Below are 22,985 nucleotides of genomic sequence, written 5' to 3'. Positions count from 1 at the left end.
ATGTGTTCTCCGTATAGATTCAGTGGCCGAGATAGACGTCGATCACGCGCGGGTCGGATTGCACCTGCGCCATCGGCCCTTCCGCGAGGATCTTGCCTTGATGCATGACCGTGACCTTGTGTGCGATCCGCTCGACGAAAGCCATGTCGTGTTCGATCACGATCATCGAGCGATTGCGGCAGATGCGATCGAGCAGTTCCGCGGTGACTTCGCGCTCGCGCACGCTCATGCCCGCAATCGGTTCGTCCAGCATCAGAAGTTCGGGGTCCTGCATCAGCAACATGCCGATTTCAAGCCACTGCTTCTGACCGTGCGACAGCAGCCCGGCTTCGAGATCGAGTGAAGCGGCAAGACCGATCTCGTCGGCGACCGCACGCACCCGGTCGGCCACCTCGGCATCCTGACGATAGGCCAGCGCGCCGAACACGCTGCGGCCGCGCGGAAACGACACTTCGAGGTTTTGCGCGACGCTCAGGTTTTCGTAGATCGACGGCGTCTGAAATTTGCGGCCGATGCCTTTGCGCACACGCCGAAACTCGGCGAGATTCGTGATTTCCTCGTTGCGAAACTTGATGCTGCCGGCGGTTTCCTTCGTCTTGCCGCAAATCAGATCGAGCAGCGTCGTCTTGCCCGCACCGTTCGGCCCGATCACGACGCGCAATTCACCGCGCTCCAGATAGAGATTCAGCGAATCGATCGCCTTGAAGCCGTCGAACGACACACTCAGGTCTTCGACCGCGAGCAGAAAGTCAGTGTTGCTCATGCGTCATGCTCCCTTGTTCGCTGCGCCGAGCCAGCGCCGGATACGCGGCCGGGCATGTTCTTCGTAGAGACCCGCGAGCCCGTTCGGGAACGCCATCACGACACCGATGAACATCGCTGCCATCAGGTAGAGCCAGAGGTTCGGCAAGCTCTCCGAGAACCAGCTTTTGCCGAGGTTGACGAGAATCGCGCCGTACACCGCACCGACCAGCGACATACGCCCGCCGATCGCCGCATAGATCACCATCTCGATCGACGGCACGATGCCTACGAACGACGGCGACATGAAACCCACCTGCAACGTGAACATCGCGCCGCCGACAGCCGCCAGCATCCCCGCGAGACAGAACGCGAACACCTTGAACATCGCGACGTCGTAGCCGGAGAAGCGCACGCGGTCCTCCTTGTCGCGCATCGCGAGCAGCAGCGTGCCGAGCTTGCTGCGCTGGACCCAGCGACAGGCGAGCAGCGCGCCGATCAGCAGCACCGCGTTGACGAAGTAAAGAACCAGTTTCGCGTGATCGGTGCGGATGTCCCAGCCGAGCAGCGTACGCAGATCGGTAATGCCGTTCACGCCGCCCGTATAACCTTGCTGGCCGATGATCAGCACCGAGAGAATCAGCGCGACCGCCTGTGTGATGATCGCGAAATACACACCGCCCACGCGCCGCTTGAACATCGCATAGCCGATGACGAACGCGAGAGCCGTCGGTACGACGAGCACCGCAAGGATCGAAAACGGCAGGTAGTGAAACGGTCTCCACCATGTCGGCAACGCGGTGATCTGATTCCAGTCCATGAAATCGGGAATGCCGGGCGTGGTCTGCGTGTGCGTGGCAACCGGGTCGGACGCTTCGAGCTTGAGGAACATCGCCATCGCGTAACCGCCAAGGCCGAAGAACACACCTTGTCCGAGACTGAGCACGCCGCCGTATCCCCACGCGATCACGAGACCTAACGCTACGAAGGCGTAGGTCAGGTACTTGCCCATCAGGTTCAGGCGAAACGTATCCAGCGCGAGTGGAAATACGACCACGATCAGCACCGCGAGTATCGCGATGCCCACGTAACCCGACGCGTCGAGCCGCATCGCTAGCGCGCGCCAGCCTCCCGGCGCGCCGGGACCGGATCGCGGGGAAACACTCCCCGCTACGGGTTGGATGGGTTCCATGTCCATCTCCATACGAATGAATCAGTGAATGAGACGTGCACGGCGCGCGCACTCACACGCGCCGGACTTTCGACGCAAAGAGTCCCTGCGGACGCAGCATCAGGATCACGACGACCGTCAGCAGCGTCAGAACGCGCGCAATCGAACCGGACAGGAAAAACTCGCTGATCGACTGCATCTGCGCGATGCCGAACGCCGAGGCCACGGTGCCGAGCAGGCTCGCCGCGCCGCCGAAGGTGACGACCAGAAACGAATCGACGATATAAAGCGAGCCGCTGGTGGGACCGGTCGAGCCGATCGCCGTGAACGCCGCGCCCGCCACCCCCGCGATGCCGCAGCCGATCGCGAAGGTCATCCTGTCGGTGCGCCGTGTGTTGATGCCGGCCGCGTTCGCCATCGGCCGGTTGGCGACCGTGGCACGCACGCGCAGGCCCCAGCGCGAGCGGTAGAGCGCGAGCAGCAAGCCGCCTGTCATGACCAGCGCAAGTCCCATCACGAACATGCCGCTAACTGGAATATCGAGACCCGGCGCAGGCTCCCACGAACCCATCAGCCAGTCGGGCAGCGCCGGGCTTACTTCCTTCGGCCCGAACGTCGAGCGAAACACCTGCTGCATGCCGAGACTCAGCCCCCAGGTCGCGAGCAGCGTGTCGAGCGGACGCCGGTATAAATGGCGGATCAATGCCCATTCGGCGAGCCAGCCCGCCGCGAACGCGAGACCGAACGCCGCGATGATCGCGAAGAAGAAGTACACCGGCGTAATCGCGTGCCAGACGTTCTGCGCAAACCACGAAAACATGTAGACGGTATAAGCACCGATCGTCATGAATTCACCGTGTGCCATGTTGATCACGCCCATCTGGCCGAAGATCACGGCGAGTCCCAGCCCCATCAGGAGCAGAACGCTGAACAGGCTCAGGCCGGCAAAGCCCTGCATCAGCGTGATGTTGAAAATATCGGTAGCGGACATCGAGCGCTCCTCGCGCGGCGGCGCATTGCACCGCCGCGCAGTTGCAGTTGACGGATTACATGTAGCCCTTCGGGAACGGATTCGGCTGGATCGGCTGGTCGGACTGCGCGACGACCTTGAACTGACCGTCCGCCTGACCCTGCCCGATCAGCGAGCGGCTCCACAGGTGGTGATTCGCATCGACCTTCGCATAGCCCTGCGGCGCATTGGCGACATCGATGCCCGCCGACGACGCCACCACCTTGTCCACGTCGAAGCTGCCGGCACGCTCGCAGGCGGCCTTCCAGATCCACGGGCCCAGGTACGCGGCCTGAGTCACGTCGCCGATCACGGACTTCTGGCCGTAGCGCGCCTTGAACGCGGCGACGAACTTCTTGTTGTTTTCGTTATCGAGCGACTCGAAGTACTTCATCGACGAATAGAAGCCCGCGAAGTTGTCGCCGCCGATGCCGAGCACTTCGTCCTCGGTCACGGAAAGCGTCAGCAGGAACTGCTTCTGCGGCGTGATGCCGGCTGCCTTGAGCTGCTTGTAGAACGCGACGTTCGAGCCGCCCACCACGCTTGCGAAAATGCAGTCAGGACGCGCGAGCTTGATCTTGTTCATCAGCGACGCGAATTCGGTCGTGCCAAGCGGGTAATACTCTTCGCCGACGACCTTCGCGTGCAGATGCTGCTCGATATGACGGCGCGCGATCTTGTTCGACGTACGCGGCCAGATGTAGTCCGAGCCGATCAGGAAGAAGGTCTTGGCCTTCTTCGTGTTCGATGCCCAGTCGAGCGCCCAGAGAATCTGCTGGGTCGCTTCCTGGCCGGTGTAGAACACGTTCTTCGACTGTTCGAGGCCTTCGTAGAAGGTCGGGTAATAGAGCAGCCCGTTGTCCTTTTCGAACACCGGCAACACGGCCTTGCGCGAGGCCGAGGTCCAGCAGCCGAACACGGCCGCGACATGGTCGTTCTCCAGCAACTTCTTCGACTTCTCCGCGAAGGTCGGCCAGTCGGACGCTCCGTCTTCCTGAATGATCTGGATCTTGCGCCCGAGCACGCCGCCCATCGCGTTGATCTGCTCGATCGCGAGGCGTTCGGCCTGGATCGAACCGGTTTCGGAAATCGCCATCGTGCCGGTCGCCGAATGCAACTGGCCGACCGTCACGGTGGTATCCGTCACCGCGAGTCCGGTGGTGTTGACCTTGGCGGTAGGCGGCGTTTGCGCGAACGAAGTGCGCGGCAAGCCCAGCGCCATCAACGGCGCAGCGGCCAGGCCGCCAATCAGTTTCCGGCGCAACGGCGACGGTGTGCGTGCGTCATCTTCGATTCGATCGTCTGCGGACATCACATTCTCCTTATCGGTCGCCCCGGCTTTCTGCCAGGGCTGGTTCGAGTTGGATGCAATGTAGGAAGCCAAATTGGCGACCGGAATACGTCGATTGACGTATTCCCCGCAGTCGCACTGGAATGTAATTTGCATCAGACACCGTTCCGCTCGTTTCCGCACCAATCCAGATCACACTCATGCCCCAGAGTCACCCGTCAGTGGGCACGCCCAGTACCCAGCGCATCGTCAAGGTGCGGCGTGACTACAACGCGTGGGTCGGCGACGAAACGCTCGAGGACTACGCGTTGCGCTTCACGCCGCGTTCGTTTCGACGCTGGTCGGAACTGCGCGTGGCCAACACGGCAATCGGCGCGGTGTCTTTTCTGGTGCTCGAAGCAATCGGCGGCAGTCTTGTCGTCAACTACGGCTTCACGAATGCGGTCTGGGCGATCGCGGTCGTGTCGGTGCTCATCTGGCTCACCAGTCTGCCGATCAGCTATTACGCCGCGCGCCACGGCGTGGACATGGATCTGCTCACGCGCGGCGCGGGCTTCGGCTATATCGGCTCGACGCTCACGTCGCTGCTCTACGCGGTCTTCACGTTTATTTTCTTTGCGCTCGAAGCGGCCATCATGTCGCTCGCGCTGCAACTCTATTTCCATATCTCGCTAGCGATCGCCTATGTACTGAGTTCGCTCGTCGTGATTCCGATCGTGATGTTCGGCATCACGCTGATCAACCGGCTGCAAAGCTGGACCCAGCCGCTGTGGCTGATATTGTTCGCGCTGCCGTATGCGGCGGTGCTGTGGCGTCACCCCGGTCTGGTGCACGAATGGACGACCTTCGCCGGGTTCGCTCCGCAAGGCCGCGCGTTCAGCGTGATCGCGTTCGGGCAGGCCTCGACCGTGGTGTTTGCGTTGATCGTGCAGGTCGGCGAGCAGGTGGATTACCTTCGCTTCCTGCCGCCGCTGACTGCAAAGAATCACAAGCGCTGGTGGCTTGCGCTGCTGTCGGCGGGACCCGGCTGGATCGTGCCCGGCGCGCTCAAGATGTTGGGCGGAGCATTCCTCGCTTTCGTCGCGATCCAGTACGAAGTCAGTCCGACGGAAGCCACGCAGCCCACCCAGATGTACCTCGTCGCCTATCACCTGCTGCTCGATCCGTTTGGGCTCGCGAGCTGGGCGCTGCCCGCGATGACGCTGTTCGTGATCGTTTCGCAGTTGAAGATCAACGTGACGAATGCGTATGCGGGCTCGCTCGCGTGGTCGAATTTTTTTGCGCGTCTGACGCACAGTCATCCGGGTCGCGTAGTGTGGCTCGTGTTCAATGTGATGATCGCGCTGCTGCTCGTGGAAATGGGCGTATTCGAGGCGATCGGCAAGGTGCTCTCGCTCTATGCAAACATCGCCATCGCATGGATCGGCGCACTGTTCGCCGATCTCGTCATCAACAAGCCGCTGGGGTTTAGCCCGCGTCATATCGAATTCAAACGCGCGCACCTGTACGACGTGAATCCTGTCGGCGTCGGTGCGATGCTGATCGCCGCCGCCGCCGCGATGCTCGCCCAGAGCGGCATGTTCGGCCTGCTGGCGCAAGCCATGTCGTCGTTCATCGCGTTCGGCATGGCGGTGGCCTGTGCACCCGTGCTCGCGATGCTCACGCGCGGGCGCTACTACATCGCGCGCGCCGCGCAGCCCACGGGCGACGCCACCTCGCTTCGCTGCGCGATCTGCGAGAACGCGTTCGAACCCGAAGACACCGCCTTCTGCCCCGCCTATGGCGGCACGATCTGCTCGTTGTGCTGTTCGCTCGACTCACGTTGCCACGATCGCTGCAAGCCGCATGCACGCTTCTCCTCGCAAGCCGATCGTGCGCTGCATCGCGTGTTTCCGCGCGTACGGCTCGGCCCCGCCGCGCTGCGTCTCATGCACTATGCGAGCCTCATGGGCGCGATGCTCGCCGTGCTCGCGAGCGTGCTCTATCTGATCTGGTCACAGAGCGTGACCTCGCTAGCCGCCGACGGATCGTCGATCGACAGCGCGATTGGCCACAGTTTTCTGAAGATATTTTTCGCGCTGTCTCTGGTCGGCTGCATAGCAGCGTGGTGGTTCGTGCTGGAGCGCGAAAGCCGCCGCGTCACGCAGGAAGAATCGCAACGGCAAAACGAACTGCTGATGCAGGAAATCGACGCGCATCAGAAAACCGACGCCGCGCTCAAACGCGCGACGGCTGCCGCCGAATCGGCGAATCAGGCAAAAAGTCGCTATGTGTCCGGTTTGAGCCATGAGTTGCGCACGCCGCTGAACAGCATTCTCGGCTACGCGCAGTTGCTATTGCAGGCGAAAGAAGAGTTTTCGCCTGCACGCTACAGCGCCGTGCGAACGATTCACCGCAGCGGCGAACATCTGCTTGCGCTCGTCGATGGACTGCTCGATGTCGCGCGAATCGAGGCGGGCAAGCTGGAACTGAACATTGCGCGCGTGTCACTCGCGGATTTCGTCGCACACGTCACCTCGATGCTGCGCCCGCAGGCGCTCGAAAAAGCGCTCGCTTTCGATGTGCAGACCGTAGGCCGCCTGCCCGCCACCGTGCGTACCGACCAGAAATGCATGGGGCAGATTCTGACCAATCTGATCGGCAATGCGATTCGCTTCACGTCCACGGGGACTGTGACGCTGCGCGTGAGCCACGTGCTCGACACCTTGAAGTTCGAAGTCGTCGACACCGGCCCCGGCATTCCTCCCGCCGAAATGGAACGCCTGTTCCTGCCGTTCGAGCGAGGCGAAGCGGCCGTTGCGCACGATCACGGCGCAGGACTGGGATTGACGATCTGCCGACTCCTCACGCAGGCGCTCGGCGGCAGTCTCGAAGTGGATAGCGAGGTCGGGCGCGGCACGCGCTTCATCGTGCGGCTGTTCGCGCCGGCGGTGAACAGCGCGGCCGATGCGCGCACTGAACTCGCGGCGATCCGCGGCTATACGGGGCCGCAACGCGCGATTCTGGTGGTCGACGATCTAGCGGACCAGCGCGGCATCGTCGTGCAACTGCTGACGCCGCTCGGCTTCGATGTCGCCGAGGCGGAGAGCGGCCCCGACGCGCTGCGCTGGCTGGCCACACACACCGTCGACGCGATCATCATGGACATCTCCATGCCGCTGATGGACGGCTACGAGGCCAGCCGGCTGATTCGCGAAAACCAGTTGTCGAGCGCCCCGATCGTCCTGCTTTCGGCTAACGCTTTTGCCGACGATCGGGAACGTGCGAGCGCGACCGGCTGCGCGGGATATCTCGTGAAGCCGCTCCAGATCAACCTGTTGCTCGACAAGCTCGCGCAGTTGCTGGTGCTCGACTGGATTGCATCCGAGCCGTCCGCACCCGCACGCGCTGCGCCGCCCGTCAGGCACGCATCACTGGACGTCGAGTGGCCGAAAGCGCTGCTCGAACGGCTGCGCGCGCATCTCGACGTCGGCTACCTGCAAGGGGTGATCGAACAACTCGACTCGGCGCGTGCAACATGGCCCGCGCTACAGGAGCAGATCGACGTGTTGCGCGTTCTGGCAGAACGCTTTCAGCTAAGGGAGCTTGAGCATGAACTCGACCGACTGTCTCGCGCCGCGGGCGTCTGACGCGCGTGCGGTGAACGCCGCGGACGCATCGCCCGAGTGGCTGCGCGACCGCCCCGTGGTGTTGATTGTCGACGACACGCCGGACAACCTTGCTTTTCTCTCGGATACGCTTCAGGCGCATGGTTACGCCGTGCTGGTCGCGCTCTCGGGCGAAGACGCGCTCAAACGCCTCGCACGCGTGACGCCCGACGTCGTGTTGCTCGACGCGATGATGCCGGGCATGGATGGCTTCGAGACTTGCAGCCATCTCAAGCAGGACGTGCGCCATGAACATCTGCCTGTGATCTTCATGACCGCATTGACGGAAAGCGAGCACGTGGTGCGCGCGTTCCGCGTCGGCGGCATCGACTATGTGACGAAACCCGTGCGGCCCGAGGAGGTGTGTGCGCGCATCGGCGCCCATGTGCAGCGCTCGCGTGCGCAACTCTATGCGCACGCGGCGCTGTCGCTCGAAGCGCATGCGGCGCTTGTCGTCGATGCCGACGGCGCGATTCGCTGGCAGAGTCCGCTGGCGGCACGGCAGATTTCCGCCTACCGGGCGAGCCACACCGACGACACCGTCCAGGCGGTGGCGCGCCCCATGTTGCCGCCGCCGTTGCGCGACTGGTTTGCGGACTGGCTCGCGCGCGGGAGGCCCGCCGATGCCGTCCTCGAATTCACCGCGGGACATGTGCGACGTTCTGCGAGCGCGACGTCCGCTCCCGATCCCGGAGAGTGGATTCTCACCCTCAAGGAAACCGACGATACTGTGCACAGCAGCGCGCTGGCCGCGCGTTTCAACTTGACGGCCCGCGAGGCCGAAGTGCTGCTCTGGGTCTCTCGCGGCAAGACGAATCGTGATATCGGCGACATTCTCGGCATGGCGCCGCGCACCGTGAACAAGCACCTCGAACATCTGTTCCGCAAGCTGCACGTCGAAACGCGCGCGGCTGCCGCTGCGGTTGCGATCAAGGCGCTGGACCGGACCTGAAACTGGCGGGACCTGTTAATGCAACACCAGCGGTTTTTAGGAGTTTTCGCGTTGAATTCAGCTACCGCTACCGCACCCGCGTCGAAATAGTTGAGATAAACCGTGGGTCACGCGTGTAGCCCACGTTGTAGCGACGCCAGGCAATCGGCTTCGGGTTATCGATCGCGCTAGTCGCCATCCTTTGCAACCGATGCACCCTCAACGTGGTTTCGCGCGAGCGACGCAGCAACGAATCCAGACGCTCTCATCGTCTCGATAAAGTTCGCAAGACAGGCGGCGGCTATAGCGCCTCGCGACTTACGCACCCCCATCGCCTGCCGGATCACCATGAATCGTTGATCTAGCACACGCAGGCCGCCGGCACTCGATGCCTGTTGCTCCAGCTGTGGCTTGATCCCGGCCAGGACATCGAGATGTTCGCTCAAGAAAGCCGGCATGACCGCCGACGACGGCGAAATGCGCACGATCTTCGCGTGTTGCAACGTACGCGACAAAAACAGGTCGTATGCACTACCTCTGCTGACAGCCACGGTGATATCCGGCCGGTCAACCTGCTCGTTGAGGGTAATCGGCGAATCGCTGCGGACGGCATACGCGCCTTCAATCAACACGTAGGGCGCTGTAAAACTGATCTCTCCACCACGCTTCGGATCGACAGCGAAAAACCCTATGTCGGCCTGATTGTTCTCGACATTCTCGACAGAGGCTTTTGCAGACTTGACGGGGACGAGCTGCAGGGGCACGCCAAGACGCCTGGCCAGTTCCGTAGCGAGATCGACGGACACGCCGACAGCTTTTGCGCCTTGAGTATCAAGCGTGGCAAGAACCGGATTACCCAGATTGATTGATGCGCGCAGCGTTCCGTTCGGCGCCAATGCGTTGACGACCGATGCGTCGACAGGTCCGCTGACGCAAGTGGATGCATCTGAGGCTGACTGCGCGTGCACAGCCGTCACACCAACGCCCATCAAACAGGCCACGCCGAACCAGGTGAAAAGTGCTCGCCGTCCGGCGGCATCAACGATTGCCATGTTTGCTCCATAGTTTTGTGATTCAGGACAAGGCCGCGCTGCGATCAGTGCTATTCGCGCAACCGCTATTGCGTCTGTGGCATTGCACGGTGAATCCGCTCATCGAAGGGGCCGCCCAGGAGTGGTTGCAAACCGGAACGCAGCGCCTTGACATAAGGCCGGGAGACAAAGTCGTCGTAGCCCGCGGCAGAAGAGAACTTCTCAAGCAACGTGAAGTGATTTTCCGCGCCCATCTGCTGCAGCACATCTATGCTGACCACCGCCGTATCATGCGCGGCCTGTTGTTCGAACGACTGCAACAGCGGCAGTGCGGTCTTAAGGTCCTTGGGTTCGATGTCTACATGCACGACCGCATAAATCGCAAGAGGGCTCGCGGACTTTGCCACTTCAGCCGCGGATGCCGCGCCAGACAACGCTACGCTTGCCACAATAGAGGCAGCCAGAAAAATCTTCATTCTTAAAGCATCCCGATCGATTGTAAAAAGAAAGTGCGGAAAGCGGCGCACCGCCCCCAACGTTCCGGTAAAGCTCGCGTCGTTACTGCAAAGTTGCGCCATTCGCCAGCTCGCGAAGCAGCACCTTGTGAAAGAGCGCAGGTTCCCGCATTTGAGGAGCATGTCCGGAATCAGTGAACTCAATCAGTTTCACATCCGGAATCACCGCTGCAGCATGCCGGGCAAATTCCGGAAAATTGCCGGGCGAAGGACGGATCGCCACAGGCGCATATTCCTTACCAATGGCCGTGGTGTCCTTATCCCCGATCATCAGCACGGTCGGTGAAGGGATCTGCGGCAACTCGTAGAACACCGGCTGCGTCAGAATCATGTCGCACAGCAATGCTGAATCGCAGGCTACGCGGGTACGCTCCGATCCGCGATACATGCCGGCCAGCATCTGCACCGAGGGTTCATACGAGTCGCGCCACTGACCGGCAAAGTCATAGACGTTACACTTCCCGCTCACGCAATCATCGCTTTCCGCGAAGCCCTGTCGACGGCCCCTATGAATTCGGACGACCTCGAACTTTTCTCTCGCGTCGCGAGAACACGCAGCATCTCGCGCGCAGCACTGGAAACCGGTATCAACCAGTCAACCGTCAGCCGGCGTATCACCATGCTGGAAACCGAGCTCGGCGTACGCCTGTTCCGACGAAGTGGCCGGGGCGTCACGCTGACCGAACGCGGCCAGGTGTTGCTCGCCTACGCCGCGACCATGGAGAAAACTCTCGAAGAAGCGACCCGAACCCTTCGCAACAGTTCCGAACTCGGACCGGCACAGATTTGTATCGCCGCCCAGCCGACCGTCGCGCGGATCATGTTCGGCGCGCTGCGACATGAACTGGGCGCTCGCTATCCGCAGACACGGGTCCGGTTTGTCGAAGGTCTTGCCAGCCAGCTTCTGGGCATGCTGCAGGACGGCAAGATAGACATCGGCATCATGTATGTGCCCGAGCAGCGCGGAGCATTGCAGTACGATCTGTTGTTCAGCGAACGCGTCTGCCTCATCACGCCACCCGACTATCCATTGCGCGGCGACTCGATCAACGTGAGCGAACTCGCCAACATCCCGTTGATCCTGCCTAGCACGCATCACGGCTTACGTTTGCTGGTCGAATCGCTCGCCGCACGTGAAGGCTTCACGCCTAAAATCGCGCTCGAATGCGACGGCTCGATCTCGATTACAAAGCGGCTGGTGCTCGCTAACTGCGGATGTTCAGTGTTACCTGCCGCTGCCGTCGTCGAAGAGGTCGCGGCTGGACGACTCAAAAGCTTCCGCCTCGACAACCCGGCAGTGGAACGCGATGTTGCCATCGTCTGGTCCCAGAACAGTTCGACATCCGGGGGCCTCTGGGATATCGCGCAGATCATCCGCGATACGGCAGCGACGCTGGTGCGCAACGGCGAATGGCCCGGCACCGCAGCGAGCGTCGGCCGGCCAGATAGTCCGACGCTGGTCAAGCCCTGACCGGCTCACCGTCCCGAAGCCGCCAGCGGTTGAGCGGATTGCCGTTCTTCAGTGATTCGGGCCATTCGCGGAACGTGTCGAATGCCGCGTCCGCCAGCTCGCAGGCGGACGCGACGTCCGCTTCGGTGGCGGCGCCGAAGGCCGGCGTCAATTGCTCGCCGCTATGAGCCGCCCGCGCAAACAGGTCGCCGCCTGCCCCTTGACAGTCCAGTGGCCCAGAATCATTTCGCCGACTATCTGCATGGCTTCAGAGCTCCACGAGACGGTTGGCAGGCGTGATCTGTCGCGGATCGGTGCGCAACTCGATCAGTGCGGCCACACCCGACTGCTGTGCGCGCGCAAACGCGGCAGGAAAGTCCTCGGTGCGCTCGACGCGTTCAGCATGGGCGCCAAACGACTTCGCGAACGCGATGAAGTCCGGGTTAGAGAGCCGCGTCGCCGAGACGCGCCCCGGATATTCGCGCTCCTGATGCATGCGGATCGTGCCGAGCATGCCGTTATTGACGACGATCACAACCAGCGGTGCGCTGAACTGCATCGCGGTTGCAAGCTCTTGCGGATACATCATGAAGCAGCCGTCGCCCGCGAAGCACACGACGTCGCGCTCGGGATACCGCAGCTTCGCGGCGATCGCGGCGGGAAAGCCATAGCCCATCGCTCCGTTGGTCGGCGCGAGTTCGGTTGCGCCCTGCCGGTATCGATAGAAGCGATGCACCCAGACCGTGTAGTTGCCTGCGCCGTTGGTGATGACCGCGTCGTCCGGCAGAACGTTGTTCAGATGAGCCACGACAGACGCCAGATCCACGCCCGCAAGCTCTGGCGCCGGAGCGGGCGGCTTCGAATGTGCGAGGTAGTCGGCGCGGGCGGCAGCGGTCCACGCGTGCCAGACCTGTGCGTCGTTGCGAGCGCTGTCGTCAGCCGTTGGCGATAGCGCGTCCAAAGCGTGGGCAAACGCGCGCATTCCGGAGTTGATCGGCAAATCTGCCTGATAGACGCGCCCCAGTTCCTGCGGGTCGGGGTGCACGTGGACCAGGGTCTGTCGCGGTCGAGGACTCTCGAACACCGTATAGCCGGAGGACGTCGTTTCACTCAGGCGCGAGCCGATCACGATCAGCAGATCGGCCTCGCGGGCACGGGCTGCCAGTTGCGGCGAGACACCCAGTCCCAATTGGCCGACATAGTGGGAATCCCGGTTGTCGAAGAGGTCCTGGCGACGGAACGACGCGGCGACCGGCAGATTATGCGCGACCACGAAACGCTTTAACGCGTCGCACGCTTCCCGGTCCCAGCCCGTCCCGCCAACCACGACCAGCGGTTGACGTGCCGTCTCGAGCAAACGCGCGAGTTCGGTCATCGCAGACGATTCCGGGGCGGCCTGCGCGACGCGCACTGCCGGTGCGTCGGCAGCGACCCCTGAATTGAACAGCACGTCCTCGGGCAAACCAATCACCACCGGCCCAGGGCGTCCCGACATCGCGATGCTAAAGGCCTTCGCCACGATCTCCGGAATCCGCTCAAGGCTGTCGATTTCCGTGACCCATTTCGCGAGCCCACCGAACATCTGGCGATAGTCGACCTCCTGGAAAGCCTCACGTCCAATGAAGCCGCGCTCGACCTGGCCGATGAAGAGGATCATCGGCGTCGAGTCTTCGCGGGCGGTATGCACACCGTTCGATGCATGGGTAGCGCCCGGGCCTCGCGTCACGAAACAGATGCCGGGACGACCGGTCAATTTGCCGTGCGCGTCCGCCATATTGGACGCCGCGCCCTCGTGACGCGTGACGATGGTGCGAATACCGTGCGCGTCGTGCAGCGCGTCGAGGACCGGCAAATAGCTTTCGCCGGGTACGCAATACACGGTATCGACGGCATTGCGCGCCAACGCGTCAACGAGAATCTGACCGCCGTTGCGCGATGCAAGTGTTTCAGACATGGACTTCGAGCTCCTTATTACGGGTTTCGGGTATAACGATCGCAACGGCGAACACCAGCAGGTAGGCGAGCGCAGCCCATACGCCGATCGATTTTGCAAGACCCATCGATGTGCTGGTCAGGCCGACAGCGGCGGGCACGAGCGCGCCAATACCTCGGCCAAAGTTGTATGAAAAGCCTCCGGCCGTCCCTCTGATCTGCGCGGGGAAAAGTTCTGTAAAGCACGCGCCCATGCCGGACACGATGCCGGACTGAAAGAGTCCGAGCGGAAAACCAAGCAGTAGCAGCACGCTCATCGGCAGATGCAACTGCGTGTAGACCAGCACGGTAACCGTGGCACCGGCCGCCGACAGTGCGAACGTTTTACGGCGGCCAAGGCCGTCGCTGAGGTAGGCCATGCCGATATAGCCGCAAAACGAACCAAAGATGTTCACCGCGAGATAAACCGACGTCATGCCAACGGTCAGACTTTGTGTTTGCCGCAGATAGGTGACCAACCAGGTAAGGATCGTGTAGTTGCCGCCCAGCGCCCCTGCGGCCATCAGAGACGCGAGCGCGGTCAGGCGAAAGACGCCGGGTGAAAAAATCAGCGCGAAGGTACCAAACAGGCCGCTCTTCTTGCGATACTCCGCCGCTGCTTCGAAGGCCGATGATTCTTCGATGTTCCGGCGCATCCACAGCACGAGCAGACCCGGCAGGATGCCAATCATGAACAATGCACGCCACGCCAGATGCTCCGGCAACCCGCTGTAGAGCGCCCAATATGCGAGGGCGGCCAGTGCGTAGCCGACGGGCCAGCCACTTTGCACCGAGCCGACCGCGCGTCCACGAATGCGCTTATCGACGACCTCCCCTATAAGGACTGCGCCTGCGGCCCACTCTCCCCCAAAGCCCAGCCCCTGAAGACTACGGGTGACAAGCAACTGATGGAAATCGTTCGTCAATGCCGACAGCCCTGTGAACAGGGAAAACCACAGAATGGCGATTTTGAGGACCCGCACCCGTCCGATACGGTCAGCGAGCAGACCGGCGACTACACCGCCGACTGCGGAAAAGATTAATGCCGATGTCCCGAGCACGCCGGCCTGAGCTTTGGTCATTCCCCAGATCGTCAACAAGGTAGGAATGACGAACGCGAAGATCTGCACGTCCATCGCGTCGAGAACCCAACCCAGGAAGCACGCCCAAAAAGTGCGGCGTTGGGAGGCCAACATACTGCTGTACCAGGACTGCATTGTCATCTCCGATATTGACGGCATCAGCCCTTTGAACACCAGCTGTGCGACGCCTTCTGTGATTGCACGGTCATGCGGGCCTCTCTGATAGCCCGTTGGCCTTGAGGGAAGTATGCAGATTCAAACCATTGCACTCATGACCTCTGCTGCATAACAGCTATGCAGCAGAGGCCCGGGCACCGGCACAGAGCACGTTGCGACAGAGGCCGCTGGGACGGTGTCCAACGGCTAGATGCTGTCCAGCGCTCTGCGGTTCACGCAGACGCTAGAGCGTGCTCTTCCCGATACCGAGGTGCTGGTTCAACTAAATGACGTCGATCTTCCGGACAACGCCGGTATGCAACAGCAAACTGCGATGCGTTTCTCGGGCGATGCATCGATAGGTAGAGTTAGAGCTTCAACGCTTGCTTCTATCAGCCTTGCCGAGCTACGGCTATCGACGGGTCTGGGGCCTGCTGCGAAGTGGGCGGGAATTGTGATGCGAGATTCCAGTGAACGCGAAACGTGTTTATTGCGTGATGCGCCAGTACGATTTGCTGCTTCACAGGAGGCCTGCGAGGCCGCGCATCGAGCGTCGGCATGAAGGTACGGTGGCGGTGCCCAGAAGCAATCAGCGATGGTGCTCTGACGGTTTCGAGTTTCATTGCGACAACGGCGAGCCGCTGCGCGTGACGTTCGCGCTCGATTGTTGCGACCATGAAGCAATGAGCTGGGCAGCGACAACAGGCTGTCATAACGGCGACGTAGTGCGCGACGTTCATGCTGGCGGCTGTCGAACATCGTTTCGGGAACGTTCCCAAAGCGCCTGCGCAAATCGAATGACTGAGCGACAACCGCTCGGGGTACATTGCCGAAAAGACCCGTGCGTTCGCTTCAGCGATTGGTCTCAAGCCGTTGACCACGTCCGTATGTAACCTTCCATGCAATGGCATGGAAGAAAGCTTCGTCAAGACGACGAAGCGTGATTACGTGGTGTTCATGCCGAAGCCGGACGCGACGACCACTGTGCGCAATCTGGTCGTCGCATTCGAACACCACAACGACAAAACACCCGCATAGCGCGCTGAAATACCGCTCGCCGCGCGAGTTCCGCCGTAAAACCGATTCATCAACCTTAGTGTGAGATGGTGTCCGGGACTACGGGGAAAATCCATCAATATCTTGGAATAGCTCTATTTCACGTACTGATCGGTCAACAACATGAGCTATTCAGCCTTCTTTTTCCACCTGTCACTTTGAGTGCCTACACTCAGCCTCGGCCTTTCGAGGGGCGCCTCTCTCAGGCAAACCCGGCTCCTCGAGTTTTCATCCTGCCGCCCTCCGGGGCGGCGGGTCTTTTTGCTTTAGCAGACTATCAGGGCCATTTCGCGATGTTGCAACGTGCGGAATACCGGCACTCGAGAAGCAACGTGTTATGTCCTTCCTTCACGCGGTTCCTCCCCAAACCATCGGCGCAACACGTCATTCGAATGCGGCTCTTGAGGAAGTCATGCAACTGCCAAACGTCAATAATTTTTTCAAGGATCAGCAATCCGGCATCACGTACAACGTTTGTGCCTATCGTGAGCTTTCCTGGGAAGAGAGAATGCGCGCCGTTCAGGTCTTCATTCAGCAACAGGGCTGTCACCCAACAAAGCAAAAAAGGGTTGTTAAAATTTTTTCCGTCATGGGACTCAGCGACCGGTGAAGGCACCCGCATCGCGTAACTCAACAGGTCGTGCGACAGACTTTCCAACCGGCCTGTCGATGTCTCACGCGCTAAATTTATTTAGAAAGAGAAAGCAGATCCGCAACGCTAACATTGGGAAATTTTTTTGTGAGTATGTCCCAGAAAATTATGTCATGCATTGCACTCGCTTCTTCGGCCGTATTCCATTTTTTGGCTCCAACTATAGCGTCGGCAGTCTCGTTTGCGGCATCAACGATTGTCTTGATTTCTTGTCTTTGCATGAATGGGTTATCGGCTGTGTTTCGGGAATATTTAGGCTCGCGCGCAATCGTTTGCATGTGGAACGAATAAAACGCTCGCATCCCTTCACAATCAATTTTTTTACCGGCTCTCTCCGTTGTACGTCTGTAGACTCGCGCCACATAATACTCGCGTCGTCTTACAGAAATGGCACCGGAAACACGATCTGGTACATCAACTCTACTCGAGGTGAGTGCGCCAAAAGCCTTACGGGTAAATATCTTGTCAGGCGGGAGCCTTTGCGGACATGGACGGACCAGGCTGCCAAAAAAGCGGCCATGCACAGGCATCGCAACTCTCAGGTTAAGGCATAAGTGCTGCGCAACGTAGAAGCTCGTCTAACGCCAAATCGTTGTCCTATTTTGGCACCAATTCAGTGCCTGAAGCCAATCCGCCGTCCTTTCCTGCCCTATTCAAGCGGCGCGATATAACGCTCTACCTCATTTCAGCGATTTTTTTCAATTATCCGAAAAAAAGCTCGTTAAACGCTTATTCTTGCGGCTTTCCCGCTGACCACCGCATAGCCGGAGCTGACAACGTATTGGTGAATTCCGCCATATAATATTGGCGAAGCATTATTTGCATAGAATTCGTCCGAAAAGATAAATAACAGGCCTTGAAAGAGGCTCACAGGCCACGAAAGATTACGGGGGAAAACAATGGAGCTGGTACACACTCCGCCGCTTGACTCACGTCGCCGCACGGTCGTACAGAGTCAGGCGAGCAGAACGATTCGCGTCGATATGGCGTTGTTCGACGGGTTTGCGCTGCCCAAAGTCGCGGCGCTGATCGAAATATTTCATAAGGCGAACGCGTTGTCGGTATCGCAAAGATCGGGCCGCATCCGCTATGACATATCGCTCCTTTCGGTAGCGGGAGGGCGTATCGCGAGTTCGTCCTCTGTTTTCGTCTGGACCGATAGCGTCGACACACACAGGGGAACGAACGACACACACGTGATGTTCATTGCCGGGGGCGCAGGCGTACAGCGGGCATGTCTCGATGAACGCCTCTGCCATTGGCTACGCCACCGGCACCAGTTTAGCGAGATAGTTCATCCCATCGCGGAAGGCCATCTGCTTCTCGCGGCCGCCGGACGTTCCAGTCGACCTGTTTCACGCCAGGATGAAACCCCCGGCGCAGGCCGCGCCTCGTTACGAAATATTGCACCCACCGCAGTGAGTACCGCTCTGCAGATCATCGAGCAAGATCTTGGCTCGGAGCTGGCGGCGCACGTCGCCCAGTCGGTTCTGCCAGTTCACAAGACGCCCTTCGGTTCTTCTGTCGCTCGAGGCGCAGCACCGCAGGTCAGCGACAAGATCATGGCATCGGCGCGTTGGCTGGATGCCAACGTCGATCGTCCCATTTCAATCGACTACGCGGCTCGCCTCGCTGCGATGAGCGAGCGCAACTTCTTACGGCGCTTCAAAAATGAAATAGGTATGACGCCGTCCGACTATCTTCTGCGTTCAAGATTGAATTTAAGCTGCCAAATGCTCGTCGAGTCGCGCTTGCCTATCGACAAGATCGCACGAAGATGTGGAATCGGCAGCGGTGGTCAATTAGCGAAACTGTTCAGAAAGTATCTTTCGACCACCCCCACCGCATATAGAACAAGCAACACGACTGATCAAAGCGGAATGTCCTGAAGCAACGAGGTGACTCGACGCCGAGACGAGTCCGCGCACGGCAGCCCTACCGATGAGCGGTTTCGCTCGCCGCTTGCACCGCCAACAACACAATTGAAAAGGCACTCGACCTTTTCTTCTCGATGAAACGTTCACCGACACTTTGGCTATCAAAGGTACTCGGGCCGTCTATTCACGCCTCGCACTCCTCACCTGATTAGCCGGTCGTCGGCGGACAGACGTTCTCTTCCCGCATCAGCTCTCTCTCTTCTTGTCGCATCTGCGCTTATCAGTCGTTTTTTCCCACTGGATGCCCCATCAAAAAAGTATTGCCTTTCCCGATTAGGCAATAAGCGATCGATTTCCCAGCGAAGAATAGATCCACAGGCAATTTCCGGAACGCCGAACCTGAAGACATCAGGGCGAGGCCAACCAAGCCGTTCCGTTACATATATCCATATCGTCAAGATAACAAAGTTTACTTTGGGTCGCTCAAGAGCGTCATTGCAATTGCGTCGTTCCTCATGTCCCTCCTTGCAGGATGCCATTTCGCCACCGGTCTTGAGCAATTCCGCCAACAACATGGTTGATTCGGACGACTCATTCTGATGAGAGCGCCACCGCACATATGATGCGCTGCAGAAAACCTGACTTCGCTAATAGTGCCGGGGGGCCAGCGGTATGGAATGTGCGGCGGATACTACAAAAAAGACGGTTCATCTCATGATGCGCGGGCGTATTGGACTAATCCGAGGCGGCAGGACAATTGTGATTCTATTGTTCGAGGGCTTCTCTCTGATTCATATGGGACGTCTTGCAGAGACATTCAGTCTTGCGAACCAACTTCGTCACTCGAGCGAAACACCGCGAAGTTATTACGAACTACGGCTCGTCTCAACCAGAGGAGGAGCCATTCGCTCGTCGTCGGGGGTACTGATCTGGACTGACGCATTGGAATCCCATTACGCGAAAAATGTCCACGCTCTGTTCGCACTCGGTGCCGCAGCGACACCGGTGGAGAAAGACGAGCGACTGCTTTCATGGTTACGCAACACCTACCCTCATGCCCAGATCGTCCACGGGGTTGGTGCTGGCCGCGACACGCTCCGCCTCGCCGGTCTCGAGCCGAAAGAATCGGCCGAGGACCAGCCAACGAGAACCCCTGTTGCGCCAGACGCTCCGCCCGGACACGATGCCACGGTTTCCGATGCGGAGGCGGGCATTGCACTAAGCAGCGCACTGACCGTTGTGACGCGCGACTGCGGTTTCGAGACCGCCAGTCAAGTTGCACAAGCCTTGCAACCCGTTACGCCAAAACAGTTCACTCGCGCAGTATTTGATTCCAGCGAGTCGCGTGCAAGCGACCTCATTCGCACCTCTGCACAACACCTGCGTGCCAATAGCGAGCGCCGAATTTCGATTGCAAAAACGGCGCAACTGGTCGCGATGAGTGAGCGCAATTTCCTGCGCCGCTTCAAGCAGGAAATCGGCGTCACTCCAACCGAGTTCGTTCTTCGGGTGCGCCTCGAGAAAGCTTGCCACATGCTGGTCGATACGGACCTGCCTGCCGACAAGATTGCCCGCCGCACCGGACTAGGCAGCGGTGACAGGCTTTCCAAACTGTTTCGTCAGCATTTGTCGATGTCACCGACCGAGTATCGGACCGCCGAGCGCAATCGTCTTGCCGATAACGGCGCGTCCGAACCCTCGACGCTCAGACGAGTGCGCCGCCCTGCCTCCTAACGAGCCACATTGCTGGACGGTCCGCCTCCAGACCCACGGAGATCCCATGAAAAGAACTCTCTCGCGTGCTATCGATAGCGGGTGCCTGGCGCTCGCAGCAGTCATTGCAACCCTGATCGCTCCTGCACGAAGCCATGAAAACGGTGCGCTGCAGTTACTGTTCGCGATCGTGATCCTGATGGCGTCTACCGCCATTTTGCCGGCATGTCGTGCGTACGCCGTTCCTCCTATGCGCTCGATACATCGCCTATGTACTCGAGTTTTGCCGGCCTGGTTAGGTTTGCAGTTCGGGGGGGTTCTGCTCCTGCTTTCGATTAACCGGCTGGACGCGGCCATCGCTTCCTGGATGGCATGGTGGACCGTAGTCGGCGTCGTCATGCTTGCCGCCTGGCGCCTGACCGGGCACACGACGGATCCGGCCTTGCGTGCGCAAAGACGTCCGGCCCGCCATGTGGCCGTCGTCGGACATGGGGACTATCTCAAGCAGATCGTCGCCAAGGTGGATGCCCGCGACCATCTGGATTTTCGGGTCGCCGATGTCGTCGAGCTGCACGCCTCCAACACGGGAACGGACGAAGAAGTCGTTGAATTTGTCGAAACGCGCTTCGCTCACCTGGTGGAGCAGGCGAAATCCGGCGGCATCCAGGAAGTGTGGCTCGCGTTGCCGTTGTCGGCTCATGCAGTCACGGCCCGTTGTACTGACGCGCTCCGGAACACACTCGTTGAGATCCGGTTAATGCCGGATTTCATGCCGTTAGGACTGTATGCGGGTATTGCATCGGCCAACGCACTCGACATTCCGTCGATCAGTCTGTCGCCGTCGGCCATTTCCGACGAAGCGATGGCCGGCAAGGAGATTTTCGACCGGGCTTTTGCGCTGGCTGCATTGGCCGCGCTCTCACCGCTGTTCATCGCGATCGCCATCGCTATCAAGATTTCGTCGCCGGGTCCGGTCTTTTTCCGGCAACGCCGCAAAGGCCTGAAGGGCCGGCCGTTTTCAATCTACAAGTTTCGCTCGATGCGGGTCCACGCACAGGAGCACGGCGTGGTGCGTCAGGCAACCCGCAACGACAGTCGTATTACGCGTGTTGGCGGCTTCCTTCGTCGTACCAGTCTCGACGAGATTCCGCAGTTCATCAATGTGCTACGCGGCGACATGTCGATCGTCGGTCCCCGGCCTCACGCGCTCGAACACGACGACCTGTACGGCCCCCTCATTCTCGGCTATGTCGACCGTTATCGAATCAAGCCCGGCATTACAGGATGGGCCCAGATCAACGGCTACCGGGGTGAGACGGACGCACTGGAAAAGATGGCCGGTCGCGTGGAGTACGACCTTTACTACCTGCGCCATCGATCGTTCTGGATGGACATCAAAATCGTTTTACACACGGTGATTCGTGGTTTTTCCGGCAACCAGGCCTATTAAACATTATGTGGATCGGCAGTCCGGGAGAAGACGGTCTGCAAGCCCCACGAAAGGAATTGAAGTGAAGCATTCGAACCTGTGGTTCCCTGTGCTCGGGCGCAGCGGAGTCAAAGTATTTCCGATAACGCGGCTGGCAGGACTCGCAGCGCTGTCGTTCGCGCTCTCGGCGTGCTCGATTGCGCCCGGCATGAAGATGCAAAGCAACTCGTCGTTACCTGTCGGCGATGCGACGGCCCAAACGCCGGCCGAAAAATTGCCTGTGCCGACAACGGAAGTGACGTTGTCGTCGATCGATGACATCAGCAGCCAGGCGGATCACCGCGACGACGCCAATCTCGCCGCCCTGCTGGCCCGCGCGCAGAGCTACACGGTCGGCGCCGGCGATGTGCTCCAGATCACCGTCTGGGACCACCCGGAACTCGCTGCCGCGCTGGGAGCGCAGCCGCCCGCCGACTCGCGTGCCTACGATCCGCCGCCTGGATTCGTTATCGACGATAGCGGCTTCCTGCGGTTCCCGTACGTCGGCAGCGTTCGGGTTCAGGGTATGAAGATCGACGAGATCCAGCAGAAAATTGCCACGGAATTGGGCAAATCGTTTCACAACCCTCAGGTGACGGTGCGCGTGGCGTCGTTTCGCGCCAAGCAGGTGTACGTCGACGGAGAAGTTCGCACGCCGGGCGCGCAAGCCATTAACGATATTCCCACCAGCCTGTATGACGCGATCAGTCATGCGGGAGGATTCAGTGCGGCGGCGGATCAGAGCCGCATCACGTTGACCCGTGAAGGTCGATCGTACGACATCAACTTCACGAAAATGCTGCAACGTGGTGTGAATCCTTCAAAGATCATGTTGCGCGCCGGCGACCTCGTTCGTGTCTCCGCCAGAGAAGAAAACGGTGTGTTCGTGCTCGGCGAAGTGACGAAACCCGTGACCGCACTACCGCTACGCAGCGGGCAACTCACGTTGAGCGACGCGATTTCGCAAGCCGGAAGCATCAGTTCAACGACGGCCGATGCAGCACAACTCTATGTCATTCGCGGCGTGGGCAAGGACGCGCACGTGTATCACCTCGACGCCGGCTCACCCGTGTCGATGATTCTCGCCAACCGCTTCGAATTGCAGCCCAAGGACATCGTGTATGTCGACGGCAACGGCCTGGTGCGGTTCAGCCGTGTCTTGAGTCTGCTGCTTCCTGGCATTACCGCAGGTCTCTATGCTGGCCTGGTGACGAAATGATCATC

At 60.1% G+C, this 22,985-nt stretch carries 19 protein-coding genes and 1 pseudogene; 9 read left to right on the top strand and 11 right to left on the bottom strand.

The features are described 5' to 3' along the window. Nucleotides 1-19: 19 nt before the first annotated feature. The 4 genes from urtD to urtA are packed head-to-tail and all read right to left on the bottom strand — an operon-like array spanning nt 20 to nt 4,233. Nucleotides 20-763, bottom strand: a complete 744-nt coding sequence (gene urtD / locus ABH945_RS27910; protein WP_074771393.1) for an urea ABC transporter ATP-binding protein UrtD — start codon at nt 761-763, stop codon at nt 20-22. A 3-nt stretch (nt 764-766) separates the two neighbouring features. Beyond that, complete coding sequence (gene urtC, locus ABH945_RS27905; protein ID WP_429252706.1) at nt 767-1,933, bottom strand: urea ABC transporter permease subunit UrtC; 1,167 nt, start codon at nt 1,931-1,933, stop codon at nt 767-769. A 52-nt stretch (nt 1,934-1,985) separates the two neighbouring features. Further along, nucleotides 1,986-2,903 carry an urea ABC transporter permease subunit UrtB gene (gene urtB / locus ABH945_RS27900; RefSeq protein ID WP_074771391.1) on the bottom strand — a complete coding sequence of 306 codons (918 nt, stop codon included), beginning with the start codon at nt 2,901-2,903 and terminating at the stop codon, nt 1,986-1,988. A gap of 55 nt (nt 2,904-2,958) precedes the next feature. After that, on the bottom strand, nt 2,959-4,233 hold the full coding sequence (gene urtA / locus ABH945_RS27895) for an urea ABC transporter substrate-binding protein (protein ID WP_429252705.1): 1,275 nt from the start codon (nt 4,231-4,233) through the stop codon (nt 2,959-2,961). Between the two features lie 179 nt (nt 4,234-4,412). Here urtA and ABH945_RS27890 point away from each other — a divergent pair, with 179 nt between their 5' ends. Together ABH945_RS27890 and ABH945_RS27885 are read left to right on the top strand one after the other, a co-directional pair. Further along, complete coding sequence (locus ABH945_RS27890) at nt 4,413-7,841, top strand: hybrid sensor histidine kinase/response regulator (protein WP_429252704.1); 3,429 nt, start codon at nt 4,413-4,415, stop codon at nt 7,839-7,841. A gap of 55 nt (nt 7,842-7,896) precedes the next feature. Next, entirely contained in the window at nt 7,897-8,811 is a 915-nt protein-coding gene (locus ABH945_RS27885; RefSeq protein ID WP_429252981.1) for a response regulator, read from the top strand. A 167-nt stretch (nt 8,812-8,978) separates the two neighbouring features. Here ABH945_RS27885 and ABH945_RS27880 read toward each other — a convergent pair whose 3' ends face one another. The 3 genes from ABH945_RS27880 to ABH945_RS27870 form a co-directional block, all read right to left on the bottom strand. Next, nucleotides 8,979-9,842 carry a transporter substrate-binding domain-containing protein gene (locus ABH945_RS27880; protein WP_429252703.1) on the bottom strand — a complete coding sequence of 288 codons (864 nt, stop codon included), beginning with the start codon at nt 9,840-9,842 and terminating at the stop codon, nt 8,979-8,981. 65 nt (nt 9,843-9,907) lie between these two features. Beyond that, the gene (locus ABH945_RS27875; RefSeq protein ID WP_429252702.1) at nt 9,908-10,399 is read right to left on the bottom strand and encodes a putative quinol monooxygenase; all 492 of its coding nucleotides are present in this window, start codon (nt 10,397-10,399) and stop codon (nt 9,908-9,910) included. Continuing rightward, complete coding sequence (locus ABH945_RS27870) at nt 10,380-10,742, bottom strand: alpha/beta fold hydrolase (RefSeq protein WP_429252701.1); 363 nt, start codon at nt 10,740-10,742, stop codon at nt 10,380-10,382. Before ABH945_RS27870 ends, ABH945_RS27875 begins: the two co-directional genes overlap by 20 nt. A 102-nt stretch (nt 10,743-10,844) precedes the next feature. Here ABH945_RS27870 and ABH945_RS27865 point away from each other — a divergent pair, with 102 nt between their 5' ends. Further along, entirely contained in the window at nt 10,845-11,807 is a 963-nt protein-coding gene (locus tag ABH945_RS27865; protein WP_429252700.1) for a LysR family transcriptional regulator, read from the top strand. On the opposite strand, the gene ABH945_RS27860 is transcribed toward ABH945_RS27865, so the two are convergent. From ABH945_RS27860 to ABH945_RS27850, 3 genes are all read right to left on the bottom strand, one after another. After that, nucleotides 11,797-11,958 (bottom strand): hypothetical protein, encoded by a 162-nt coding sequence (locus ABH945_RS27860; RefSeq protein ID WP_429252699.1) that lies wholly within the window; start codon nt 11,956-11,958, stop codon nt 11,797-11,799. The two genes, ABH945_RS27865 and ABH945_RS27860, sit on opposite strands and share 11 nt — an antisense overlap. A gap of 96 nt (nt 11,959-12,054) precedes the next feature. Then, on the bottom strand, nt 12,055-13,740 hold the full coding sequence (locus ABH945_RS27855) for a thiamine pyrophosphate-binding protein (protein WP_429252698.1): 1,686 nt from the start codon (nt 13,738-13,740) through the stop codon (nt 12,055-12,057). Further along, entirely contained in the window at nt 13,733-14,974 is a 1,242-nt protein-coding gene (locus ABH945_RS27850) for an MFS transporter (protein WP_074771383.1), read from the bottom strand. Before ABH945_RS27850 ends, ABH945_RS27855 begins: the two co-directional genes overlap by 8 nt. A gap of 416 nt (nt 14,975-15,390) precedes the next feature. On the opposite strand from ABH945_RS27850, the pseudogene ABH945_RS27845 reads away from it, so the two are divergent. Together ABH945_RS27845 and ABH945_RS27840 are read left to right on the top strand one after the other, a co-directional pair. Next, a pseudogene (locus ABH945_RS27845) lies at nt 15,391-16,097 on the top strand (DDE-type integrase/transposase/recombinase); the annotation flags it as partial. Nucleotides 16,098-16,388: 291 nt separating this feature from the next. Beyond that, a complete protein-coding gene (locus tag ABH945_RS27840) occupies nt 16,389-16,661 on the top strand; it encodes a hypothetical protein (RefSeq protein WP_253189837.1) in 273 nt (90 codons plus the stop codon). 77 nt (nt 16,662-16,738) lie between these two features. Here the strand turns inward: ABH945_RS27840 and ABH945_RS27835 are convergent, their stop codons facing one another. After that, entirely contained in the window at nt 16,739-17,233 is a 495-nt protein-coding gene (locus ABH945_RS27835; protein ID WP_253189836.1) for a hypothetical protein, read from the bottom strand. A gap of 369 nt (nt 17,234-17,602) precedes the next feature. Here ABH945_RS27835 and ABH945_RS27830 point away from each other — a divergent pair, with 369 nt between their 5' ends. From ABH945_RS27830 to ABH945_RS27815, 4 genes are all read left to right on the top strand, one after another. After that, nucleotides 17,603-18,592: a GlxA family transcriptional regulator gene (locus ABH945_RS27830; protein WP_429252697.1), complete on the top strand. Its 990-nt coding sequence runs from the start codon at nt 17,603-17,605 to the stop codon at nt 18,590-18,592. A gap of 930 nt (nt 18,593-19,522) precedes the next feature. Further along, on the top strand, nt 19,523-20,314 hold the full coding sequence (locus ABH945_RS27825) for a helix-turn-helix domain-containing protein (protein WP_429252696.1): 792 nt from the start codon (nt 19,523-19,525) through the stop codon (nt 20,312-20,314). 46 nt (nt 20,315-20,360) lie between these two features. After that, nucleotides 20,361-21,743 carry an undecaprenyl-phosphate glucose phosphotransferase gene (locus ABH945_RS27820; RefSeq protein ID WP_429252695.1) on the top strand — a complete coding sequence of 461 codons (1,383 nt, stop codon included), beginning with the start codon at nt 20,361-20,363 and terminating at the stop codon, nt 21,741-21,743. A gap of 55 nt (nt 21,744-21,798) precedes the next feature. After that, entirely contained in the window at nt 21,799-22,980 is a 1,182-nt protein-coding gene (locus ABH945_RS27815) for a polysaccharide biosynthesis/export family protein (protein ID WP_429252980.1), read from the top strand. The last annotated feature ends 5 nt before the right edge of the window (nt 22,981-22,985 follow it).

This window comes from Paraburkholderia sp. GAS333 (assembly GCF_050435665.1).
Taxonomy (GTDB): domain Bacteria; phylum Pseudomonadota; class Gammaproteobacteria; order Burkholderiales; family Burkholderiaceae; genus Paraburkholderia; species Paraburkholderia fungorum_A.
This window is presented reverse-complemented; position numbering and strand designations above follow the sequence as displayed.

What these genes read in the sequence shown, in the direction of transcription:
- urtD (WP_074771393.1), bottom strand. Translation starts at nt 763, where the DNA reads ATGAGCAACACTGACTTTCTGCTCGCGGTCGAAGACCTGAGTGTGTCG.
- urtC (WP_429252706.1), bottom strand. Translation starts at nt 1,933, where the DNA reads ATGGAACCCATCCAACCCGTAGCGGGGAGTGTTTCCCCGCGATCCGGT.
- urtB (WP_074771391.1), bottom strand. Translation starts at nt 2,903, where the DNA reads ATGTCCGCTACCGATATTTTCAACATCACGCTGATGCAGGGCTTTGCC.
- urtA (WP_429252705.1), bottom strand. Translation starts at nt 4,233, where the DNA reads ATGTCCGCAGACGATCGAATCGAAGATGACGCACGCACACCGTCGCCG.
- ABH945_RS27890 (WP_429252704.1), top strand. Translation starts at nt 4,413, where the DNA reads ATGCCCCAGAGTCACCCGTCAGTGGGCACGCCCAGTACCCAGCGCATC.
- ABH945_RS27880 (WP_429252703.1), bottom strand. Translation starts at nt 9,842, where the DNA reads ATGGCAATCGTTGATGCCGCCGGACGGCGAGCACTTTTCACCTGGTTC.
- ABH945_RS27875 (WP_429252702.1), bottom strand. Translation starts at nt 10,399, where the DNA reads ATGGCGCAACTTTGCAGTAACGACGCGAGCTTTACCGGAACGTTGGGG.
- ABH945_RS27865 (WP_429252700.1), top strand. Translation starts at nt 10,845, where the DNA reads ATGAATTCGGACGACCTCGAACTTTTCTCTCGCGTCGCGAGAACACGC.
- ABH945_RS27855 (WP_429252698.1), bottom strand. Translation starts at nt 13,740, where the DNA reads ATGTCTGAAACACTTGCATCGCGCAACGGCGGTCAGATTCTCGTTGAC.
- ABH945_RS27850 (WP_074771383.1), bottom strand. Translation starts at nt 14,974, where the DNA reads ATGCAGTCCTGGTACAGCAGTATGTTGGCCTCCCAACGCCGCACTTTT.
- ABH945_RS27840 (WP_253189837.1), top strand. Translation starts at nt 16,389, where the DNA reads ATGTCCTTCCTTCACGCGGTTCCTCCCCAAACCATCGGCGCAACACGT.
- ABH945_RS27835 (WP_253189836.1), bottom strand. Translation starts at nt 17,233, where the DNA reads ATGCCTGTGCATGGCCGCTTTTTTGGCAGCCTGGTCCGTCCATGTCCG.
- ABH945_RS27830 (WP_429252697.1), top strand. Translation starts at nt 17,603, where the DNA reads ATGGAGCTGGTACACACTCCGCCGCTTGACTCACGTCGCCGCACGGTC.
- ABH945_RS27820 (WP_429252695.1), top strand. Translation starts at nt 20,361, where the DNA reads ATGAAAAGAACTCTCTCGCGTGCTATCGATAGCGGGTGCCTGGCGCTC.